At 42.3% G+C, this 19,295-nt stretch carries 18 protein-coding genes; 4 read left to right on the top strand and 14 right to left on the bottom strand.

Translation table 11 applies throughout. The annotated features are described in order from the left end of the window. Window positions 1–54 precede the first annotated feature (54 nt). From ABD894_RS18235 to ABD894_RS18245, 3 genes are all read right to left on the bottom strand, one after another. Window positions 55–498, bottom strand: coding sequence for a hypothetical protein (locus ABD894_RS18235; protein ID WP_345212505.1), 444 nt, complete (start codon window positions 496–498; stop codon window positions 55–57). Window positions 499–578: 80 nt separating this feature from the next. After that, the gene (locus ABD894_RS18240) at window positions 579–1,289 is read right to left on the bottom strand and encodes a hypothetical protein (RefSeq protein ID WP_345212506.1); all 711 of its coding nucleotides are present in this window, start codon (window positions 1,287–1,289) and stop codon (window positions 579–581) included. 128 nt (window positions 1,290–1,417) lie between these two features. Continuing rightward, window positions 1,418–1,765 carry a hypothetical protein gene (locus ABD894_RS18245; protein WP_345212507.1) on the bottom strand — a complete coding sequence of 116 codons (348 nt, stop codon included), beginning with the start codon at window positions 1,763–1,765 and terminating at the stop codon, window positions 1,418–1,420. 156 nt (window positions 1,766–1,921) lie between these two features. On the opposite strand from ABD894_RS18245, the gene fabG reads away from it, so the two are divergent. Both fabG and ABD894_RS18255 read left to right on the top strand, forming a co-directional pair. After that, on the top strand, window positions 1,922–2,665 hold the full coding sequence (gene fabG, locus ABD894_RS18250; RefSeq protein WP_345212508.1) for a 3-oxoacyl-[acyl-carrier-protein] reductase: 744 nt from the start codon (window positions 1,922–1,924) through the stop codon (window positions 2,663–2,665). A gap of 135 nt (window positions 2,666–2,800) precedes the next feature. Further along, window positions 2,801–4,882: a vWA domain-containing protein gene (locus ABD894_RS18255; protein WP_345212509.1), complete on the top strand. Its 2,082-nt coding sequence runs from the start codon at window positions 2,801–2,803 to the stop codon at window positions 4,880–4,882. A 628-nt stretch (window positions 4,883–5,510) separates the two neighbouring features. Here ABD894_RS18255 and ABD894_RS18260 read toward each other — a convergent pair. From ABD894_RS18260 to ABD894_RS18290, 7 genes are all read right to left on the bottom strand, one after another. Next, complete coding sequence (locus ABD894_RS18260; protein WP_345212510.1) at window positions 5,511–6,491, bottom strand: type I phosphomannose isomerase catalytic subunit; 981 nt, start codon at window positions 6,489–6,491, stop codon at window positions 5,511–5,513. 84 nt (window positions 6,492–6,575) lie between these two features. Then, complete coding sequence (locus ABD894_RS18265) at window positions 6,576–7,061, bottom strand: hypothetical protein (RefSeq protein ID WP_345212511.1); 486 nt, start codon at window positions 7,059–7,061, stop codon at window positions 6,576–6,578. 81 nt (window positions 7,062–7,142) lie between these two features. Then, window positions 7,143–8,372, bottom strand: a complete 1,230-nt coding sequence (locus ABD894_RS18270; RefSeq protein WP_345212512.1) for an NADP-dependent isocitrate dehydrogenase — start codon at window positions 8,370–8,372, stop codon at window positions 7,143–7,145. Between the two features lie 131 nt (window positions 8,373–8,503). Then, a complete protein-coding gene (locus ABD894_RS18275) occupies window positions 8,504–8,713 on the bottom strand; it encodes a cysteine-rich CWC family protein (protein ID WP_345212513.1) in 210 nt (69 codons plus the stop codon). Window positions 8,714–9,151: 438 nt separating this feature from the next. Next, on the bottom strand, window positions 9,152–11,524 hold the full coding sequence (locus ABD894_RS18280) for a ribonucleoside-diphosphate reductase subunit alpha (RefSeq protein WP_345212514.1): 2,373 nt from the start codon (window positions 11,522–11,524) through the stop codon (window positions 9,152–9,154). Window positions 11,525–11,636: 112 nt separating this feature from the next. Further along, window positions 11,637–12,614, bottom strand: a complete 978-nt coding sequence (locus ABD894_RS18285; protein ID WP_345212515.1) for a ribonucleoside-diphosphate reductase small subunit — start codon at window positions 12,612–12,614, stop codon at window positions 11,637–11,639. Between the two features lie 563 nt (window positions 12,615–13,177). Continuing rightward, window positions 13,178–13,540, bottom strand: coding sequence for a methionine-R-sulfoxide reductase (locus ABD894_RS18290; RefSeq protein ID WP_345212516.1), 363 nt, complete (start codon window positions 13,538–13,540; stop codon window positions 13,178–13,180). Window positions 13,541–13,795: 255 nt separating this feature from the next. Here ABD894_RS18290 and ABD894_RS18295 point away from each other — a divergent pair, with 255 nt between their 5' ends. Continuing rightward, the gene (locus ABD894_RS18295; RefSeq protein WP_345212517.1) at window positions 13,796–14,440 is read left to right on the top strand and encodes a glycosyltransferase family 32 protein; all 645 of its coding nucleotides are present in this window, start codon (window positions 13,796–13,798) and stop codon (window positions 14,438–14,440) included. 13 nt (window positions 14,441–14,453) lie between these two features. Here ABD894_RS18295 and ABD894_RS18300 read toward each other — a convergent pair whose 3' ends face one another. Both ABD894_RS18300 and sucD read right to left on the bottom strand, forming a co-directional pair. Further along, window positions 14,454–14,966: a hypothetical protein gene (locus ABD894_RS18300; RefSeq protein WP_345212518.1), complete on the bottom strand. Its 513-nt coding sequence runs from the start codon at window positions 14,964–14,966 to the stop codon at window positions 14,454–14,456. A 210-nt stretch (window positions 14,967–15,176) separates the two neighbouring features. After that, the gene (gene sucD, locus ABD894_RS18305) at window positions 15,177–16,058 is read right to left on the bottom strand and encodes a succinate--CoA ligase subunit alpha (protein WP_345212519.1); all 882 of its coding nucleotides are present in this window, start codon (window positions 16,056–16,058) and stop codon (window positions 15,177–15,179) included. Window positions 16,059–16,236: 178 nt separating this feature from the next. Here sucD and ABD894_RS18310 point away from each other — a divergent pair, with 178 nt between their 5' ends. Then, window positions 16,237–17,253, top strand: coding sequence for a hypothetical protein (locus ABD894_RS18310; RefSeq protein WP_345212520.1), 1,017 nt, complete (start codon window positions 16,237–16,239; stop codon window positions 17,251–17,253). 179 nt (window positions 17,254–17,432) lie between these two features. Here the strand turns inward: ABD894_RS18310 and ABD894_RS18315 are convergent, their stop codons facing one another. After that, window positions 17,433–17,570 (bottom strand): hypothetical protein, encoded by a 138-nt coding sequence (locus ABD894_RS18315; protein WP_345212521.1) that lies wholly within the window; start codon window positions 17,568–17,570, stop codon window positions 17,433–17,435. 459 nt (window positions 17,571–18,029) lie between these two features. Beyond that, entirely contained in the window at window positions 18,030–19,274 is a 1,245-nt protein-coding gene (dctA, locus tag ABD894_RS18325) for a C4-dicarboxylate transporter DctA (protein ID WP_345212523.1), read from the bottom strand. Window positions 19,275–19,295 lie beyond the last annotated feature (21 nt).

The following is a 19,295-nucleotide window of genomic DNA, read 5'->3' on the forward strand; positions in this document are numbered from 1 at the left end:
TCGAATAATAGATTCTTCGTTCTTCAGAATGACAGCTCTTTTTATACTGATCAATTACTTAAAATTTTCACGGTCATTCTTAGGATAACCTTCTTCATCGAGGTCGTCACGATCGTCTTCGGGGGTGCGCGATATGGCTTCGTCGACCGGGTCAACTTCTACAATTTTGCCGCTATCAATGTGCATTCCCAGTTTATCAACATCGGTTTCGAGGCTTTCGTTGGGGATGTATTCATCAACCGCGTAAGGGTTTGACTCGTCGTAGGTTGAGTTTATATCGTCGCCGTTTTTAACGGAAGTATTGTATGGATCAGGGTGATCATAATCAGGATCTTCGCTTTCAACATCATACTCAAAGCTATCATCCTCGGGATTATATTTCAGGTCGTCCTTATCGGTAGTTTCACCCGGTTCGTCATCACCCAATGTGTATTTTAGTTTCTCATCGCGATCCGGGCTTTCATCATCAAAACCGGGATATGTTTCATCTATTTTCATAGCTTTTCAGTTTATATGTTATAATATCAACATTAAAAACCCTGCCAAAGTTTTACGGCAGCTATATTAAATGAGCAGAATTAGTAAGAAACTTTTTTGCGGTAAGAGGTAGTACCGCCCAGGCTGAATTTCATACCTAACACAATTTGTCCCATGGTATCGTTACGTTGCCCTGCATCGTAACCATCAAGGTTATCGCCCATCATCAGGTTATACTGGTAAGCCAGATCCACCTTAAAAGTAGGGATATCGTACTGGTTAAATACCTTAAACTCATAGCCTACCCTAAGCGGGATGAAGAGTACTTTTGAAACATTTTCGCCGGGGCTATAGTAGCCGGGTATCTGCGGCGAGGTACGGCTTATTTTACTGATGCTGTTAAAAGTCATCCCTAAACCGGATGAAACGTATACGTTTTTCAGGAAGTTGGCGATCTGGCTTTGCGAATAATCGATAAACTCACCTGCCTGCAACTGGCCCCTGAAAACTACAGCTTTATAATTATTTTCGAACTGACGGCCCGATGCATACTTTACCGAATCACCCCCTTTTAGTTTGCCTGCCTGAAATTCAAATGCGAAATTGGTATATGGTGTAGCATTAAAGGTAAAATTAACCGTTCCTGAAACGGTGGTGGTGGTTTTTTCGGCATCGCTGAATACCTGGTTGGCATTTATGGCAAAACCCAGATCGTACTGATCGTAATTAAACCCTATTTGCGCTTTTGACGCCAGCGTTGTAAAACCGGCCAAAAACGTTAATATCACTACACGGGTATAAAATTTCATCATATAATTATAATGGCGTCTTTCACTTAAACGGTATAAACTGTTTAAAAGGTATATATGTTTTATAAAAGTAGTTCAAAACTTTCAATCCACTGCCCTATTACTCCCTTTTCAGTATAAAAGTTGCAATATTAAGCAAACAGATCGGGTAGAAACATTTTTTGAGCAATAAATAACAGCATAATCAATATCACGATTATTCCGTAACATTTAACCTGGGGCCATCTTTGTATTCTGTAATTTTTCAATAATAAAAAGACAGCCATCACCATCAATAAAAGATATGGATATAGCCCGAATACTACTACCGCTATTGGATGATAAACCTCATCAGAGTGTGCTCCTTCACCAAAAAGCTCCCACCAAATAAACTCACTGCAAAATGCCAGAAAAAACAGCGCTACCAATAAAATAATGAAGCCAAGTATAATATGCAGATATAAAGTCTTCGCGGAAACGATCTGTTTTATATTGCTCACAGTTGTTTATTAATATTGGAATACGTGCTTACGATCAGTCACTACGCAAAATACGCATAAAAAGGCATTAAAGCAGGCGTTAACTTCAATTTACAGCCTTTCCAACTTTCGGACTAATTTTCCTAACTTCACCCCCTCGAAATCAATTCTGGAATAATGAAATTATTAGAAGGAAAAACCGCGCTCATCACCGGCGCTTCAAAAGGTATAGGCCGCAAAATAGCGGAAAAATTTGCAGAACATGGCGCAAACGTAGCGTTCACTTATTTATCGTCGGTAGAAAAAGGACAAGCCTTAGAAACCGAACTGCAAAGTTTTGGCACACAAGTAAAAGGTTACCGTTCTGACGCGTCGAAATTTGACGAGGCCGAAAAACTGATCAATGATATCGTTGCCGATTTTGGCACACTGGATATAGTAGTTAACAATGCCGGTATCACCAAAGACGGCCTGTTAATGCGCATGACCGAACAACAATGGGACGAGGTACTGGATGTTAACCTGAAATCTATCTTCAACGTAACCAAAGCCGCTTCAAAAATTATGATGAAGAACCGTAAGGGTGTATTCATCAACATGAGCTCGGTAGTGGGTGTACAGGGTAACGCGGGCCAATCGAACTACGCGGCATCAAAAGCGGGTATTATTGGTTTCTCAAAATCGGTAGCTAAAGAGTTAGGCTCACGTAACATACGTACTAACGTGGTTGCACCGGGCTTTATCCGCACCGAAATGACCGACGTATTAGACCCCAAAGTGGTTGAAGGCTGGGCAGCGGCAATTCCGCTTAAACGTGCCGGCGAGGTAGAAGACGTGGCTAATGCCTGCGTATTCCTGGCTTCAGATATGGCAGCATACATCACCGGACAGGTTATCCCTGTTGACGGCGGTATGCTGTAGGGTTAAGTCAAAAGTTAAAATTCAAAAATCAAAAGCTAACCGTACGCAACTTTGCACTAAGCATTAAAATTGGTGCTTAGCGTCAATCCGCTTACTTTTTAAGAATAAAAAACAGCATATTTGGTTAATCCAGATATGCTGTTTTTATTTTCAATAACATGGGGTTCGGTTTCGGTATGGTGGCTGCCTGTTGGTGTGCTTGCCGGTTTACTGTATGCCTGGCTCATGTACCGCCAGCCGGTTAACCTAAGCAATAAATTCAGATATGGTTTGCTGGCCTTGCGGGCTTTGGCGGTATTCATCATCGCGCTGTTATTGTTATCACCATTGGTAAAGTCGGTAAATTATAAACCCGAAAAGCCGCTGGTACTTATTGCGCAGGATAATTCACAATCCATAACTATTAGTCCTGCCCTATCCAAACAAGATTTAGTAAGCTCCCTATCCAAACTTCAGCAACAACTGGGCGACGATTACGAGGTACATGCTTTTAATTTCGATAGTAAATTGCACAATGGCTTGTCGGGCACATTTGCGGGCAAGCAAACCGATATATCATCGGCATTAAAGCAACTTAACGAACGCTTTGTAAACCGCAACATTGGCGCGGTAGTATTGGCTACCGATGGCTTGTACAACCAGGGAACCGATCCGCAATACGAGGCCCGTAATTTCAAAAGCAGCATTTACACCATTGCCCTTGGTGATACCGTACCAAAACGCGACCTGCTGATAGGCAACATCAGCTACAACAAAACCGCTTTTTTGGGCAATGATTTCATTATAGAAGTACTGGCCGAAGCTTACCAAAGCAACGGCGAAACCATGCGTTTATCAGTTACCGAGGATGGCAGGCAGGTACATTCGCAAAGCATAGCGGTTACCGGCAATTCGTTTAAAAAAGTAATTCCGGTTAAGCTTACAGCAGATAAAAAAGGGCTGCATAAATTTAGCATCAGCGTTGCCCCGGTTAAAAACGAGCTATCAACCGAAAACAATACCGAACTGATCTACATAGATGTACTGGATGCCAAACAAAAGGTATTGCTGGTTTACCAGGCTGTCCACCCCGATATCAGCGTGATAAAAACGGGGATTGAAAGTAACAAGAACTACGAAGTAAAAACCACTTCGCTAACTGATCTGTCGCAGGTAAAACCGGGCGATTATAGTTTGATTATCCTGTACCAGCTTTCGGGCGGCAGTTCGGCGGTGGTGCAAAAGTTTATTGGTAACGCTAAAGTACCGATTTGGTATACCATAGGCGCGCAAAGCAATATCGGCGATTTTAACAGCAGCCAAAAAACAGTTAAGATAAGCGGTAGCGGTGAAATGCAGGAGGTATTCGCGCAGCCTGTAAATGAATTTTCGGCCTTTACGCTGTCTGATTCTACCCGAGATAAATTGGGCCATTTGCCGCCTTTACAGGCGCCTTTCGGCAACTATGGTTCGGTGGCGGCATCGGGCGTATTGCTAAAACAGCGAATAGGCAATGTGAGCACCTCTTATCCCCTACTGGCCTTCGGCGATGATAATGGCAGGCGTACCGCGGTGCTTGCCGGTGAAGGCCTTTGGCGATGGAAACTGGCCGAGTTTAACACTTATGGCAGCAACCATGCTATTGATGAATTGCTAAGCCAGTCGGTACAGTATTTAACTGCTAACGCCAATAAACAACAGTTCAGGATTTACCCGGCCAAAAATGTATTTGATGAAAGCGAAAACATCCTCATTAATGCAGAACTATATAATGATGCCCTCGAACTGGTAAACACACCCGATGTAAAAATAGACCTGAAAAGCCAAACCGGGAAACATTACAATTATTTGTTTACCCGCAACGGCCAAAGTTATAGCTTAGATGCAGGCGCGCTGCCATCGGGCGAATACAGCTATACTGCCGCCACCAAACTTGGCGAACGTGCGTTCAATGCCACCGGGCAACTTACCATCAAACAACTGAACTTAGAGGCAAGGCAAAGTACCGCCAATCATAAATTATTACAAAACATAGCCAAACAAAGCGGCGGCACCATGCTGCAACCATCCGACATCAGCAAACTTGCCGACCTCATCCGCAAAAATGATAACATCAAAACCGTAGTATACGAGGATAAAAATTACAGCGATCTGGTTGATGTGAAATGGGTATTCCTACTGATACTGGTTCTTTTAAGTACTGAGTGGTTTTTGAGGAAGAGAGAGGGTGAGGTTTAAACTATTGTTATTGCTGTAAGGTACGAAGCGATATCTACTTAGGCTGTGTTTGTGCTGTGATTAACGTTAGTCTGCTCTTGGGCGCAGGGCCCCATTACTTTTGTCGCCACAAAAGTAACAGACTAAGCGAAGCGATCTCATGAGCACCTATAAAAAACAAACAAACAGCGAATAACGGCTTGTCCAGCAATAGGCTTCTTTGCCGCACAAGGCCTCCCCTGCAAAACGTGCAGAACTTGGGGCTGGAACTTTTGCCCTGCCGCTCACTCCTCCCCCGCATGCAACAAGTTCACTATGCCCGCCTTTGCGCTCATAGCCTTAAAGTTCTGCCCGTTTTCGCCCGAAGCTGTTTGCTGACGTGAAGGAAGCCTCACCTAAATCTCTCCAAAGGAGAGGACTTTAAAAGTAGCCCCACGCTGTCGCGAGTTTAGCACAGCGTAACTCGTGATGACACATGGGTTAAGCTTTCAGCTTAACGAATTAACAACAACAAATTTAGAGGGTAACGAAAGCTGAAAGCTTTCGCCATGCTTAGTCACGAGTTACGCTGTGCTAAACTCGCGACAGTAAGAAGACAAAAAGAAAACTATGGCAACTTTAAAAAGTTGCCATAGTTGAGAGATGAATATTAGCCTACAAAGCTTTCTAATATTTTGAAGCCGCCTTCGGTAACCAGCTCTACGTGGTTAATTGTTTTTGGCAGCAGGATGCTTTCGCCCATTTTAACGGCTAATTCGCCGCCATCGTATTTAAGGGTATAGGCACCCTCCACGCAAACGTGTATCACGAACGAATCGAGGTTAGTGTAATCGCGTGTGGTATTTTCGGTAAAGTCGAGTACGCTGGTGGTAAAGTATTGGCAGGTAACCGCTTCTACCGCTTTGTTTTTGGTATGCTCGTACTGGGTTTTGTATTCCGGATAAAACTTATAGTCGATAGCGGCTAAAGCTTCTTCGGTATGCAGTTCGCGCTTGTTGCCTTTATCGTCAACACGGTCGAAATCGTAAATACGGTACGTAATATCTGATGTTTGCTGAATTTCAGCAATCAGTAAACCCGCGCCAATAGTATGCACGCGGCCGGCTGGTAAAAAGTAAATATCACCGGCAGTAACCTCTTCGCGATTAAGTATGTCGGTTAAGTGGCCGCTGTTAAATTTATCAAGGTAAATTTGCTCGTTAACTTCCTGGTTAAAACCGGTGATGAGTGTTGAGCCTTTGTCAGCCTCAATTACGTACCACATTTCGGTTTTACCAAAAGAGTTGTGGCGCTTTTTAGCCAATTCGTCATCAGGGTGCACCTGTATAGAAAGATCCTCGTTGGCATCAATAAACTTGATCAGCAGCGGAAAGGTATTGCCAAAGCGTTCGTACACTTTTTCGCCAACCAGTTCACCCTGAAATTTCTCCAGCAGTTCGGCCAATGATTCGCCTTCCAGTTCGCCATTGGCTACCACTGATACATCAGACTTTACTCCTGATATTTCCCAGGTTTCGCCGCAGTTTGGCAGGTCGCCGAAATCTTTATGCAGGTAGGTTTTTATTTTGTTACCGCCCCATATTTTGTCTTTATAGATGGTTTTGAATTTTAACGGATATAATGCTGACATGATTGATTGTTTTATTGCCGCTAAGTTATTAGTTAATACTGAAAAGGAAAATGCTAAATTGATTTATGAAAAACAACTTGGCATTTATTTGTGCACAACGAAATAGCCTTTATTTACATCACTTGTAAAACCCTGCTTATTATATTTAAATGCAATTATCTCCATTGCAATAAAACAGGCTCCCGCTTTAGTTGTAGAAATGGTTGTATGGGCTGTGTCAACCACTGTATCACTCAATTTAATATAGCTATCAATAGTTTTTTGGCCTATTACGAAATTCGCGGCAGAAAATATCAGCATTGTTTTTCCCGGATGTTCCTGATTGGCGGTGGCTGGTACTATCAGTACTTGTCCCTTATTTAAATCTTTTATCTGATCAACATCGTAATGTCCAGGCGTTTCCGGAGATAGCAGATCACGTTCAAGATTATCGCGTATTTCCAGTTCAATATATCTTGGCGCAATATCACCGATCATGCCTTCACATGGGTCTTTCTTTTCGGAACAACCCAGTAATAAGAATGTCAATAGAATAACAGGAGTGCTTTTTAAGGTAAGGTTAATATGCATAGTGTAATTTTTTAACTAATTTAACTAAAAAAGTCCTGCGCGGTTAACGTGCAGGACTTTTTCATTAAAAATATTAGCGGATTATTTACCCAACTTAGCTCTCAGGTTATCATCGATAGCTGCCAGGAACTCTTCAGTATATAAATAATCGGTACCATGCTCCACATTTGGTTTAATGGTGATAGCAAGATCTTTGGTCATTTTGCCGCTTTCAACAGTTTCAATACAAACCTGCTCTAAAGCTTTACAAAAATCGATCAGCTCCTGGTTGTTATCCAGTATACCACGGAACTCCAAACCACGGGTCCACGCGAAAATAGACGCGATTGGGTTGGTTGAAGTTGGTCTGCCTTTTTGGTGCTCGCGGTAGTGGCGGGTTACTGTACCGTGTGCTGCTTCAGCTTCCATTACAGTACCATCAGGTGTAACCAGTGTAGAGGTCATCAAACCTAATGAACCAAAACCTTGTGCTACGGTGTCAGACTGTACGTCGCCATCATAGTTTTTACAAGCCCATACAAAGTTACCGTTCCATTTTAAGGCCGATGCAACCATGTCATCAATCAGGCGGTGCTCGTAAGTGATGCCTGCTTCAGCAAATTTCGCTTTATAATCGTTTTGGTAGATCTCTTCGAAGATATCTTTAAACCTGCCATCGTATTTTTTAAGGATGGTGTTTTTAGTTGAAAGATATAAAGGCCAGCCTTTCATCAGCGCCTGGTTAAAACAAGCGTGAGCGAAACCTTTAATTGATTCGTCAGTATTGTACATGGTTAACGCAACACCGTCACCTTTAAAGTTAAACACTTCAAATGATTGTGCTTCGCCGCCATCTTCAGGAGTGAAGGTTACTGTAAGTTTACCTTTGCCTTTAGTTAAAAAGTCGGTAGCGCGGTACTGATCGCCAAAAGCGTGACGACCGATGCAGATAGGCGCAGTCCAGTTTGGAACCAAACGGGGTACGTTTGCCATTACAATAGGCTCGCGGAAAACGGTACCGTCAAGTATATTACGGATAGTTCCGTTTGGCGATTTCCACATTTGTTTTAAGCCGAACTCTGTTACACGCTCTTCATCAGGCGTAATAGTAGCACATTTGATACCTACACCATATTGTTTAATAGCGTTAGCGGCATCAACAGTTACCTGGTCGTTAGTTTCATCACGGTATTCAATACCTAAATCGTAATACTTAATATCCAGATCAAGGTAAGGAATGATCAGTTTATCCTTAATGAATTTCCAGATAATGCGGGTCATCTCATCGCCATCCAGCTCAACAACCGGATTTTCTACTTTTATTTTTGACATAAGTAACTGTTATTGTTTAATTTCTTAATGGCACCAAATATATAAAATTGACTTTATGTAGATTAATTAAATCTGAATTCGATTGCAATGTTTTTGTAACAATGCAAGCAACAAGGCACCGGGATTCGTCCTTACTCCATCTCTTTATATTCCTGCTGTAAAGCTAACAGGCATTTGGCGCACAGGCAGCCATCGTAAATTTCGCTGATGTACTGGGTTTCGTTGAGGGTGAGCTGCACTACACTGCACTGGCACTTGGTATAAGAGTTGGCTTTACATTCTATCCTGTCGCCGCAACGCTCGCAGGATATGATCTCGTGTTTTGAATGTACTAATGCCATATACAAAAATAGTATTCTGCGCGATGCAAATAAATAGTTGGGGTTCTTTGTGACGGATGGACTACAAAGCTTATTAATTTAACCGCAGAGTTTTTTTAACCACAAAGTACACAGAGATAAGAAACACGGAGTTACACAGAGCCCTGCAATCTAAAAAAGAATCTCTGTGTAACTCTGTGCGAACCTCTGTGTTCTTTGTAGTTAAATCATTTTTTCATTGCAGATTTTTTTTCCGAGAGTTTTTTTAACCACAAAGGGCACAGAGATAAAAAACACGGAGTTACACAGAGCCTTGCAATCTAAAAAAGAATCTCTGTGTAACTCTGTGCAAACCTTCGTGTCCTTTGTGGTTAAATCATCAATATCCCAAATCCTTCAAAATCAAAAAGCGGTGACAAATAATTGCCACCGCTTTCAAAGTAAAACTATTAAAAAATATTATGCCGAGCAGGTTACGCAACCTTCTTCCATTGAGCAGCTTGGGCCTGCCGGAATTTCGTCAACAACCTGGCTAACATGCTCCGGAATTACCGGATCCATGTTTTTACCGCCCTGGTTCTCTACTGTAAATTTAACCGCTTGCGATGCTGCTTGTGTACGCAGGTAGTACATACCTGTTTTTAAGCCTTTCTTCCATGCGTAGAAGTGCATTGAAGTAAGTTTTGAAGCATTAGGCGCGTTGATGAACAGGTTTAACGATTGCGACTGGCATACATAAGCGCCCCTGTCGGCAGCCATATCAATGATGTTACGCATCTTAATCTCCCAAACTGTTTTGTACAGTTCTTTGATATCGGCAGGTATTTCGGCAATATCCTGTATAGATCCGTTAGCGCTGATGATCTTATCTTTCATGGCCGGGGTCCATAAACCAAGGTTTACCAAATCGCGCAGCAGGTGTTTGTTTACAATAATAAACTCGCCGCTTAATACCCTGCGGGTGTAAATGTTTGAAGTATATGGTTCAAAGCACTCGTTATTACCCAATATTTGCGAGGTTGACGCGGTTGGCATTGGCGCAACTAACAGTGAGTTACGTACACCATGGTTCATTACATCTAAGCGCAGGTTTTCCCAATCCCAACGGCTGCTGGCCGGTGATACGTTCCAAAGATCGAACTGGAATTTACCTTTTGACAATGGTGAACCTTCAAATGTAGCATAAGGACCATCTTTTATAGCCAGGTCTTTTGAAGCCGTCATGGCTGCAAAATAAATGGTTTCGAATATCTCTTTGTTCAGTTGTTTAGCCTCATCGCTTTCAAACGGCATGCGCAGTTGAATAAAGGTATCGGCCAAACCTTGTACACCTAAACCAATTGGGCGGTGCCTTAAGTTTGAATACTCGGCTTCGGCAACCGGGTAGTAGTTATGATCAATAATACGGTTAAGGTTGATGGTAGCCTGGTAGGTTACATCATATAACTTATCATGATCAAATACTCCGTTATTTACATAACGTGGCAATGCTAATGATGCAAGGTTACAAACCGCAATTTCGTTAGCATCGGTGTATTCCATAATTTCGGTACAAAGGTTTGAGCTTTTTATAGTACCTAAATTTTGCTGGTTTGATTTCGCGTTGGCAGCATCTTTATATAACAGGTATGGTGTACCGGTTTCTACCTGGGCATCTAACACGGCAAACCAAAGTTCCTGTGCTTTTACCACGCGGCGGGCACGGCCTTCTTCTTCGTATTTAGTGTACAGGGCCACAAACTCCTCGCCAAAGCAATCAGCCAAACCCGGTGCTTCGTGCGGACAGAACAGGCTCCAGTCTTCATTAGCTTCTACGCGTTGCATGAACAAGTCAGATACCCAAAGGGCGTAGAACAAGTCGCGGGCGCGCATTTCTTCTTTACCGTGATTTTTACGCAGGTCTAAAAACTCGAAGATATCGGCATGCCAAGGCTCCAGGTAAATAGCGAAAGCGCCTTTACGTTTACCACCACCCTGATCAACATAACGGGCAGTATCGTTAAATACACGCAGCATCGGGATAATACCGTTGCTGGTACCGTTAGTACCGCTGATGTATGAACCTGTAGCCCTTACATTGTGTATGCTTAAGCCTATACCACCTGCACTTTGCGATATCTTAGCGGTTTGCTTCAAAGTATCGTAAATACCATCAATACTGTCATCTTTCATGGTTAATAAAAAGCACGACGACATTTGTGGTTTTGGTGTACCCGCGTTAAACAAGGTTGGTGTAGCGTGTGTAAACCAGCGCTCGCTCATCAGGTTATATGTTTTGATAGCGCTTTCAACATCCTCCTTGTGGATACCTACCGATACACGCATGAACAAGTGTTGCGGACGCTCAACAATTTTACCGTCAATTTTTAACAGGTATGATTTTTCGAGGGTTTTAAAACCGAAGTAATCGAAACCGAAATCGCGGTCGTAAATGATGGTACTATCCAGTAGTTCGGCATTGTTTTGTATCACTTCCCAAACGTCATCGGCAATAAGCGACGCGTTTTTGCCTGTTTTGCTATCCACATACTCATAAAGCATGCGCATAGTTTCAGAGAACGACTTTACAGTATTTTTGTGTAAGTTAGATACGGCTATACGAGATGCAAGCAAAGCATAATCCGGGTGTTTGGTAGTTAACGATGCCGCTGTTTCGGCTGCAAGGTTATCCAGTTCGGATGTGGTAACACCGTCAAATAATCCTTCAATTACCTTCTTGGCCACATCAATAGGGTCAACCAAATTAAAACCGTAGCACAATTTTTCAATACGCGCTGTGATCTTGTCGAATTTTACAGATTCCTTTCTGCCGTCTCTTTTTATTACAAACATATTTTTCAGTTATTTAGCTGTTAGTAACAATTCACTAACCTGTTTATATTAAACTATTAATCCTTTTTTCTTGTTATTTGTTCAGTGTAGTTGAACTATTATCCACTACTATTTAGAAATCTTCATCTAATGAGAATGACTTGCTATCGGCAGTTGCGTTAAGTACACCGCTTTTTTGGTAATCGCCAACACGTTTTTCGAAGAAGTTGGTTTTACCTTGCAGGGATATCATTTCCATAAAGTCGAACGGATTGCTTGCACCGTATACTTTATCGTAGCCCAGTTCGCCCAGCCATCTGTCGGCTACAAACTCAATGTACTGACCCATTAATTTGGCATTCATACCGATAAGGCTTACCGGCAATGCATCGCTTATAAATTCTTTTTCAATTTCAACCGCATCAGTAATAATGGCGGTAGCGGCTTCTTTCGATAGTTTGTTCTCCAGCATTCTATACAATAAACAAGCGAACTCGCAGTGCATACCCTCATCGCGGGAGATCAACTCATTACTGAAAGTAAGACCCGGCATTAAGCCACGTTTTTTAAGCCAGAAGATTGAGCAAAAGCTGCCCGAAAAGAATATCCCCTCAACAGCCGCGAAAGCGATAAGGCGTTCTGCAAATGTTCCGTTATTGATCCAGCGCAATGCCCATTCTGCTTTTTTACCTACACAAGGCACGGTATCAATAGCATGGAACAAACGGTCTTTTTCTGATGGATCTTTAATGTAGGTGTCGATCAACAGCGCGTAGGTTTCAGAGTGGATGTTCTCCATCATGATCTGGAAACCGTAGAAACAACGAGCCTCGGGAAGTTGCACTTCACTCATAAAGTTTACCGCCAGGTTCTCGTTCACAATACCATCGCTCGCCGCGAAAAACGCCAGGATGTGCGATATAAAATGACGCTCGCCGCTATTCAGGTTTTCCCAATGTTTCATATCATCAGAAAGATCTATTTCTTCGGCAGTCCAAAAACTCGCCTCGCATTTTTTGTACATTTCCCAAATTGCGGGATACTTGATGGGCAGTATAACAAACCTGTCCTTGTTTTCTTTTAGTAATAGTTCTTCTGTCTCCTGGCTCATAGTATTACTTTGTTCTTAAAAGGTAGCTATTCATTTATCTAAAGTTTACAGACAACAAATCCGGCTTCATTTGTCTATAAAGCTTTTTAACTTTTTATTAACTTAATTTATTTATATACAGGCAGTTACTTGCCCAGTGCTGAAATTAAAATGGCTGTTTGTCAGTATAGGGCTCGTCCCGGTAGCACTAATAGCCATTTGTAAATTTTTTACTAAAACAAAGTTAAGTTATGATACCGGGGTTATGATGTGATAGTTTTAAACAAAAAGCCGAGTTATCAACAATCGTAAAAAATGGCTGATTTATGGAAAACACCGTGTAAAAAAGTGAGAAATTTTCTTTATAAAAAGAAAGGGAGCGATAAAACCACGCTGTAAAACAGCCTGATAATTAAGCCCTCACGCGACGGTTAAAGCACAACGCCGGTTCATGATGACCAATGAACCGGCGTTGAATATTCTTATAAGTTTTATAGCAAACAGGGTAAAGAACTTAACCGATCTGCACTTCGCAGCATCACCCTAAATGCTATACAAAGAAGGTACAAATCCTTTGCGAAATTTTATGCCAGCGGCACAAATTTCATCGACACTGAATTTACGCAATGGCGGGTGTTTTTCGGGGTAAGGTATTCGCCCTCGAAAACGTGACCAAGGTGCGCGCCGCAATTATTGCAAAGTATCTCTACCCGGCGGCCGTCGGCATCAACTTCGCGTTTTACCGCTCCTGGTATTTCATCATCAAAACTTGGCCAGCCGCAAAAGCTGTCAAATTTATCTGCACTATTATATAGCGGCGCATCGCAGCGTTTGCATACGTACACGCCCTGCGCCTTATTGTTGAGCAAAGTACCTGTAAACGGGCGCTCTGTTCCTTTGTATAATATTACTCTTTCTTCTTCGGGTGTTAACTCGTTATATGGCATTTTTTATATCGTTTTTGTATTTTTTATACATAAATATACGCATTTATAGTGGTTAAGTTTTTATGGTGATACGCTTGTTTACAAACAGGTGACGAGGGGCTGCTATCGTTTTTTAACCACAAAGTACACAAAGGTTTGCACGGAGTTACACAGAGATTTATTGAGAATATAAGGCTTTGTGTAACTCCGTGTTTCTTATCTCTGTGCACTTTGTGGTTAAATAACAATATATACCTTTACTGCTAAATATCATCTATGGCTATCCCTAAGGTTATCTACCAAACTTTTAAACGCAGGCAGTTGCCTTTCATTAACCGCCTGGCTATTCAATGGCTAAAGTTCAGGAATAAGGCCTACGACTATGAGTTCTACGATGATGCCCGCATAGAAGCCTTTATGAACGCCGAGTTTGCAGGCGAAGTGGCCAATGCCTACAACAAGCTGAATATTGGCGCGGCTAAGGCCGACTTTTTCAGGTATTGTATCCTCTATAAAAAAGGCGGTGTGTATTTGGATATCGACGCTTATGTACCGGGTGCGCTGGATAGCTTTATTAAACCCGATGACGTAGCCGTAATTACCGAAGAACGTCATCCCGGTATTTTTGTGCAATGGGCGATGATCTACGAGGCCGGGCACCCGTTTTTAAAGCGCACTATTGATATTGTGGTAGATAACATCAAACACAACCGCTACCCCAACAGCGTACACGGCATGACGGGCCCTACGCCCTACTCACAAGCCATACATTCACTTATGAGTGATAAAACCATCCGCTACCGTGTAATGGGTGTAGATTATAACAAAGCCATCCGCTCGCGGCTACCGTTCAGCAAACTGCTCTACAAAAAAGGTGAACACTGGAAAGCGATGGAGAAGGTGGTAACGGTGTTGAGGTGAGTTGGTGAATGATTTAAGAGGCAAGCTTATTGTCAATATAATTATTTAATTTTTTAAAATATACCCGTGGTTTCTTGCTTAAAAAAGATTCAAGAGATCTATTATAGATTAGTTGCGGGACCGTGAATTGGGTAATAAGAAAGCTATCCATGTTTGTATATATTAATAAGTAATTGAACGTGCCGAATTTCCCTATATTTTTTTGGCTATATATTTCTACTCTAACAACATCATCGCTTTTAATTTCTATTTTTTTGTTATTCTGAATAAATATCAGGCTTGATCTATCTTCACTTATTATTATCTTTTTTCCGTAATCAGCCTTATTAAACTGCTTGGCAACAATAATTGTGTAAGCCTGAAAATATAACATAACACAAGGCACCAATCCTATTACTAACAATACCAAAGGTCGATCGCTTAGCTTAATTATCATCCATACAATAAACAAAAAAAACATCGCTGTAAAAACACATTCATAAAGCAGATTCCTCTCTTTAAAAACAAACTCTTTACCTTTTTTCATTGATATAAATTTAAAGATTTTAATTATGACAAAAACCCAATAAATCAACATTCAGCATTTTCACAGAAACTCATAGCTCAATAAAAACTCCGCGTAACTCCGTGCAAACCTCCGTTACCTCTGCGGTTAATTATCGATAAAACTCTGTAAAACAAAAAATCCCGGCCAAAGCCAGGATCTTTCTTATATCTCAAAGTTGAAATTTTAAATTTAAACTGACAGTTTCGCCAATTCTTCTGCCATTGCAGCGCCAATTTCGGCAGGTGATTCTACCACGCGGATACCGCACTCGGCCATAATTTTCATTTTGGCGGCAGCTGTATCATCAGCACCACCAACAATTGCACCGGCGTGGCCCATACGACGACCCGGAGGCGCTGTTTGACCTGCGATGAATCCTACAACCGGCTTAGTACCGTGTTCTTTGATCCAACGGGCAGCTTCAGCTTCCATACCACCACCAATTTCACCAATCATGATGATACCGTGAGTTTCAGGATCCTTCATTAATAACTCAACAGCTTCTTTAGTAGGCGTACCAATAATTGGGTCGCCACCGATACCGATAGCCGTAGTAATACCTAAACCGGCTTTAACCACCTGGTCAACCGCCTCGTAAGTTAAAGTACCTGATTTTGAAACTACACCAACGTTACCTTTTTTGAAGATAAAGCCCGGCATAATACCAATTTTAGCCTCATCGGCAGTGATAATACCTGGGCAGTTAGGGCCAATTAAGCGGCTGTCCTTATCGGTAAGATATTCTTTCACCTGTATCATATCCTTTGTAGGGATACCTTCGGTAATACAAACAATAACTTTGATGCCGGCTTCGGCAGCTTCCATAATAGCGTCAGCAGCAAATGCCGGTGGCACAAAAATAATAGATACATCAGCACCTGTTTGGTCAACCGCGTCTTTAACGGTATTAAAAACCGGTCTTTCCAAATGTTGCTGACCGCCTTTGCCCGGGGTTACCCCGCCAACAACCTGCGTGCCGTACTCAATCATCTGTGACGCATGGTATGTACCCTCATTACCGGTAAAACCCTGAACTATTACTTTGGAATCTTTATTTACAAGAACACTCATTGGCTTATTTTCTTTAATAATGGCAAAGCTAAAGTTATTGGGTATAATGTCAAATTATTTTTTGGGCGGCTACCCATAAATGACGTTAATTTAATACTGGGCAAACTTTATACAGTAAACTACCTTATAATTAACACTATTTATTTATTTTGCCTCCACCTAAAAAAACATTCTAACCATGAAAAAAAGTTTCCTGATCATTGGAGCGGCTTTATCACTCCTGCTCCATACACAAACCAGCTTAGCGCAATTTGGCAGCTTAGGCAAAAGCATACTCGATAAAGGCGCCGAATTTGCAGGCAAGGGTGGTCTTAACAAGATACTGAAACAGCCTGCTGCCATTACCACCAACTTTAAAGATGTAAATATGGAAGGCACCAAGCCGCCATCTTTTCAGGAAGGGCAAAAACCGCAAGCCTTATACCTGCTGCCCAAAGCACCTACCGGCGGCTTTTACCTGTGCGCCGGGTTTTACGAAATGACCAACAAAAGTTATTGCCTGCATGCCGGTACCCACGGCCCAAGCAGCGGCGACGGTTACATGCTCGCTCCGGTTTTAGGCCCCAAGCAAGAAGTAGTTGTTCTTATTTTAAAAAGTGCTGAAAAACATGCCGAAGTAAATCAACACAGCATACAAATATTACTATGGGCCATTATTGCCCGCACCCGCTTTGTTGATTTCAGCACCGAAATTAAGGCTACTGCCACCATACTGCTAACCCCGCAACAATTGTTGATGCTGGAAGGCGGTGCACTGGGTGTATTACCGGCCAACATAATGGAGCAAGCAAAAAGCAAACTGCCTGAACCTATACAAGCGGTATTTGAAGCCGAAAATAACATTCGCAGACTGGCCGCATCAGGCAATGCCAGCTACGAAGAAATGGAGAAGTACGCGATACTTGCCGGTATAGCGCCGCCAAATAGCGTTGTACCTTCGGGTACATGGGCTCTGCATCCTGATGGTTATTACATCCGTTATTTTCCACAGGGGTATTCCATTACAAGGGTACAGATCTACGTTCCGCAGGAATTGATTGATAAGCTGGGTAACAAACCGCTGATCTATGACGGTCCGCATGGGATAGCCTGCCCGGCCAGCACCGGCGCTCAACGTTTGGCACAAACCAATGAGCCGCTTAACCCTGATTATACGCTGAAGCTGGTGAATAAGTGTACACCGCCGGTGATGTAACTTATAAGGCACACGCGGCACGCGTGCGCCAGCACATTTTATATTGTAAAAAGACATATACGTATCGCATATGTCTTTTTACAATATGTTTAATTTAACTACTTATTCCCTGCAATCTATTTCAAAATTGAGGTGCTGGCGCACGCGTGCCGCGTGTGCCTTCATAAAGCAGTCAATTTTCATAAATAATCTATTTCAAGCAATCCCTTTTCACCGGCATAATCTGCCGCGCTCGAATATTTCCAATGGTGTGGCTCATTTACAAAGCCCGCTTCTACCGGGTTGTTATGAATATAATCTGCTTTTTGTTCTATCACTTCTGCACTCCATAATTCAATTGGTTGATTATGATGCTGCCAAAATTGCCTTTGCTTTACATTACTACTTTTTGCTGCCGCCCGTTCAAACATCCAAATCATCCATTCCTTTCTCGACTCCTGAATATTCCCGGCAATTGCTTTTACAATTTGATTGATGTATGTTCTTTAAATCTGCCTAATATTACTTCAGGATTATTGTTTTTGGCCCGAAATATCAAATGGATATGGCTTGGCATTATACACCAGCAGTATATCTCCAATCCAAGATTTATACGGCAATAGGTTAAACTTTCAATCACTATTTCATTATAAATTGATCTTACGAATACATCAATCCAATTAACAGTACTAAAACTCACAAAATACAATCCTTCCTTGTTTAGGAACTTATATTTTCTACTCATTTATATAGTTTGACTTGTTAGACACACGCGGCACGCGTGCGCCAGCTCTTTATCATATATTATTATCTCCTTCAATAGCCTGCGGAGTAAACTCCCCTTCACTTTTAGCCACTACAATAGTTGCAATACCGTTGCCTATCAGATTGGTGATAGCACGGGCTTCCGACATAAACCTGTCTACCCCGAGCAGTATGGCTACGCTTTCTACCGGGATAACTTTTATGGCCGCGAGGGTTGAGGTGAGTACGATAAAGCCCCCGCCGGTTACCGCAGCGGCTCCTTTGGAAGTAACCATCAGTATCCCGATAATGGTAAGCTGCTGCTCCAGCGATAGTGGGATATCAAATACCTGTGACAAAAATATGACCGCCATGGATAGATAAATGGTTGTGCCATCCAGGTTAAATGAATACCCGGTAGGGATCACCAATCCTACCACCGACCGCGAGCAGCCGAACTTTTCCATCTTATCCATCATACTCGGCAGGGCCGATTCGGACGACGACGTACCCAGCACGATCAGTATTTCCTGCCGAATATATTTGAGGTAGCGCCACAGGCTGAACTTGTACAGGTAGCAGATAATATTAAGCACCACAAAAACGAACAGGAACATAGTAAGGTAAACCGAACCCATCAGTTTTACCATGGGTAATAATGCCTTGGTGCCGTAAGTGCCCACCGTGAAGGCCATGCCGCCGAAAGCGCCAATAGGCGCCAGCGCCATTACTACCTTCATGATATTAAAGAACACCTTCCCTAATTTATCGAACGTGCTGATAAGCAATTTGCCCGCTTCGCCCATTTTACTAAGGCCGTAGCCGAATAATATCGCGATGAAAAGGATCTGCAAAATATCGCCTTTGGCAAAGGCATCGAATATATTATGCGGAATAATATGCGCGAAAAAGTCGCCCCATTGCATTTCTTCGGCGGCCTTTTGGTAACCGGCAATTTTAGAAGCATCGGCGCCCTTACTTACGTCTATCCCCTTGCCCGGTTTTAAGATATTGGCTACCGCTATGCCGATCACCAGCGCGAAAGTGGTTACAATTTCAAAATAGAGCAGTGCCTTACCTCCTACCCTGCCCACTTTTTTCATATCGCCCATGTTGGCTATGCCCAGCACTATGGTGAAGAATATGATAGGCGCTATCAGCATGGTGATCAGGTTGATAAAGGTTTTGCTGATTACCTGCGCGGCCGGTGCAAAGTCTTTAAAATACAAACCGACTATTACTCCTAAAATAATAGCTACAATAACCTGGAAGGTAAGATTGGATATCAGGCGTTTCATGGTTTAGCAAGTATACGTTTT

The sequence above is a fragment of the Mucilaginibacter gynuensis genome (assembly GCF_039541195.1).
Taxonomy (GTDB): domain Bacteria; phylum Bacteroidota; class Bacteroidia; order Sphingobacteriales; family Sphingobacteriaceae; genus Mucilaginibacter; species Mucilaginibacter gynuensis.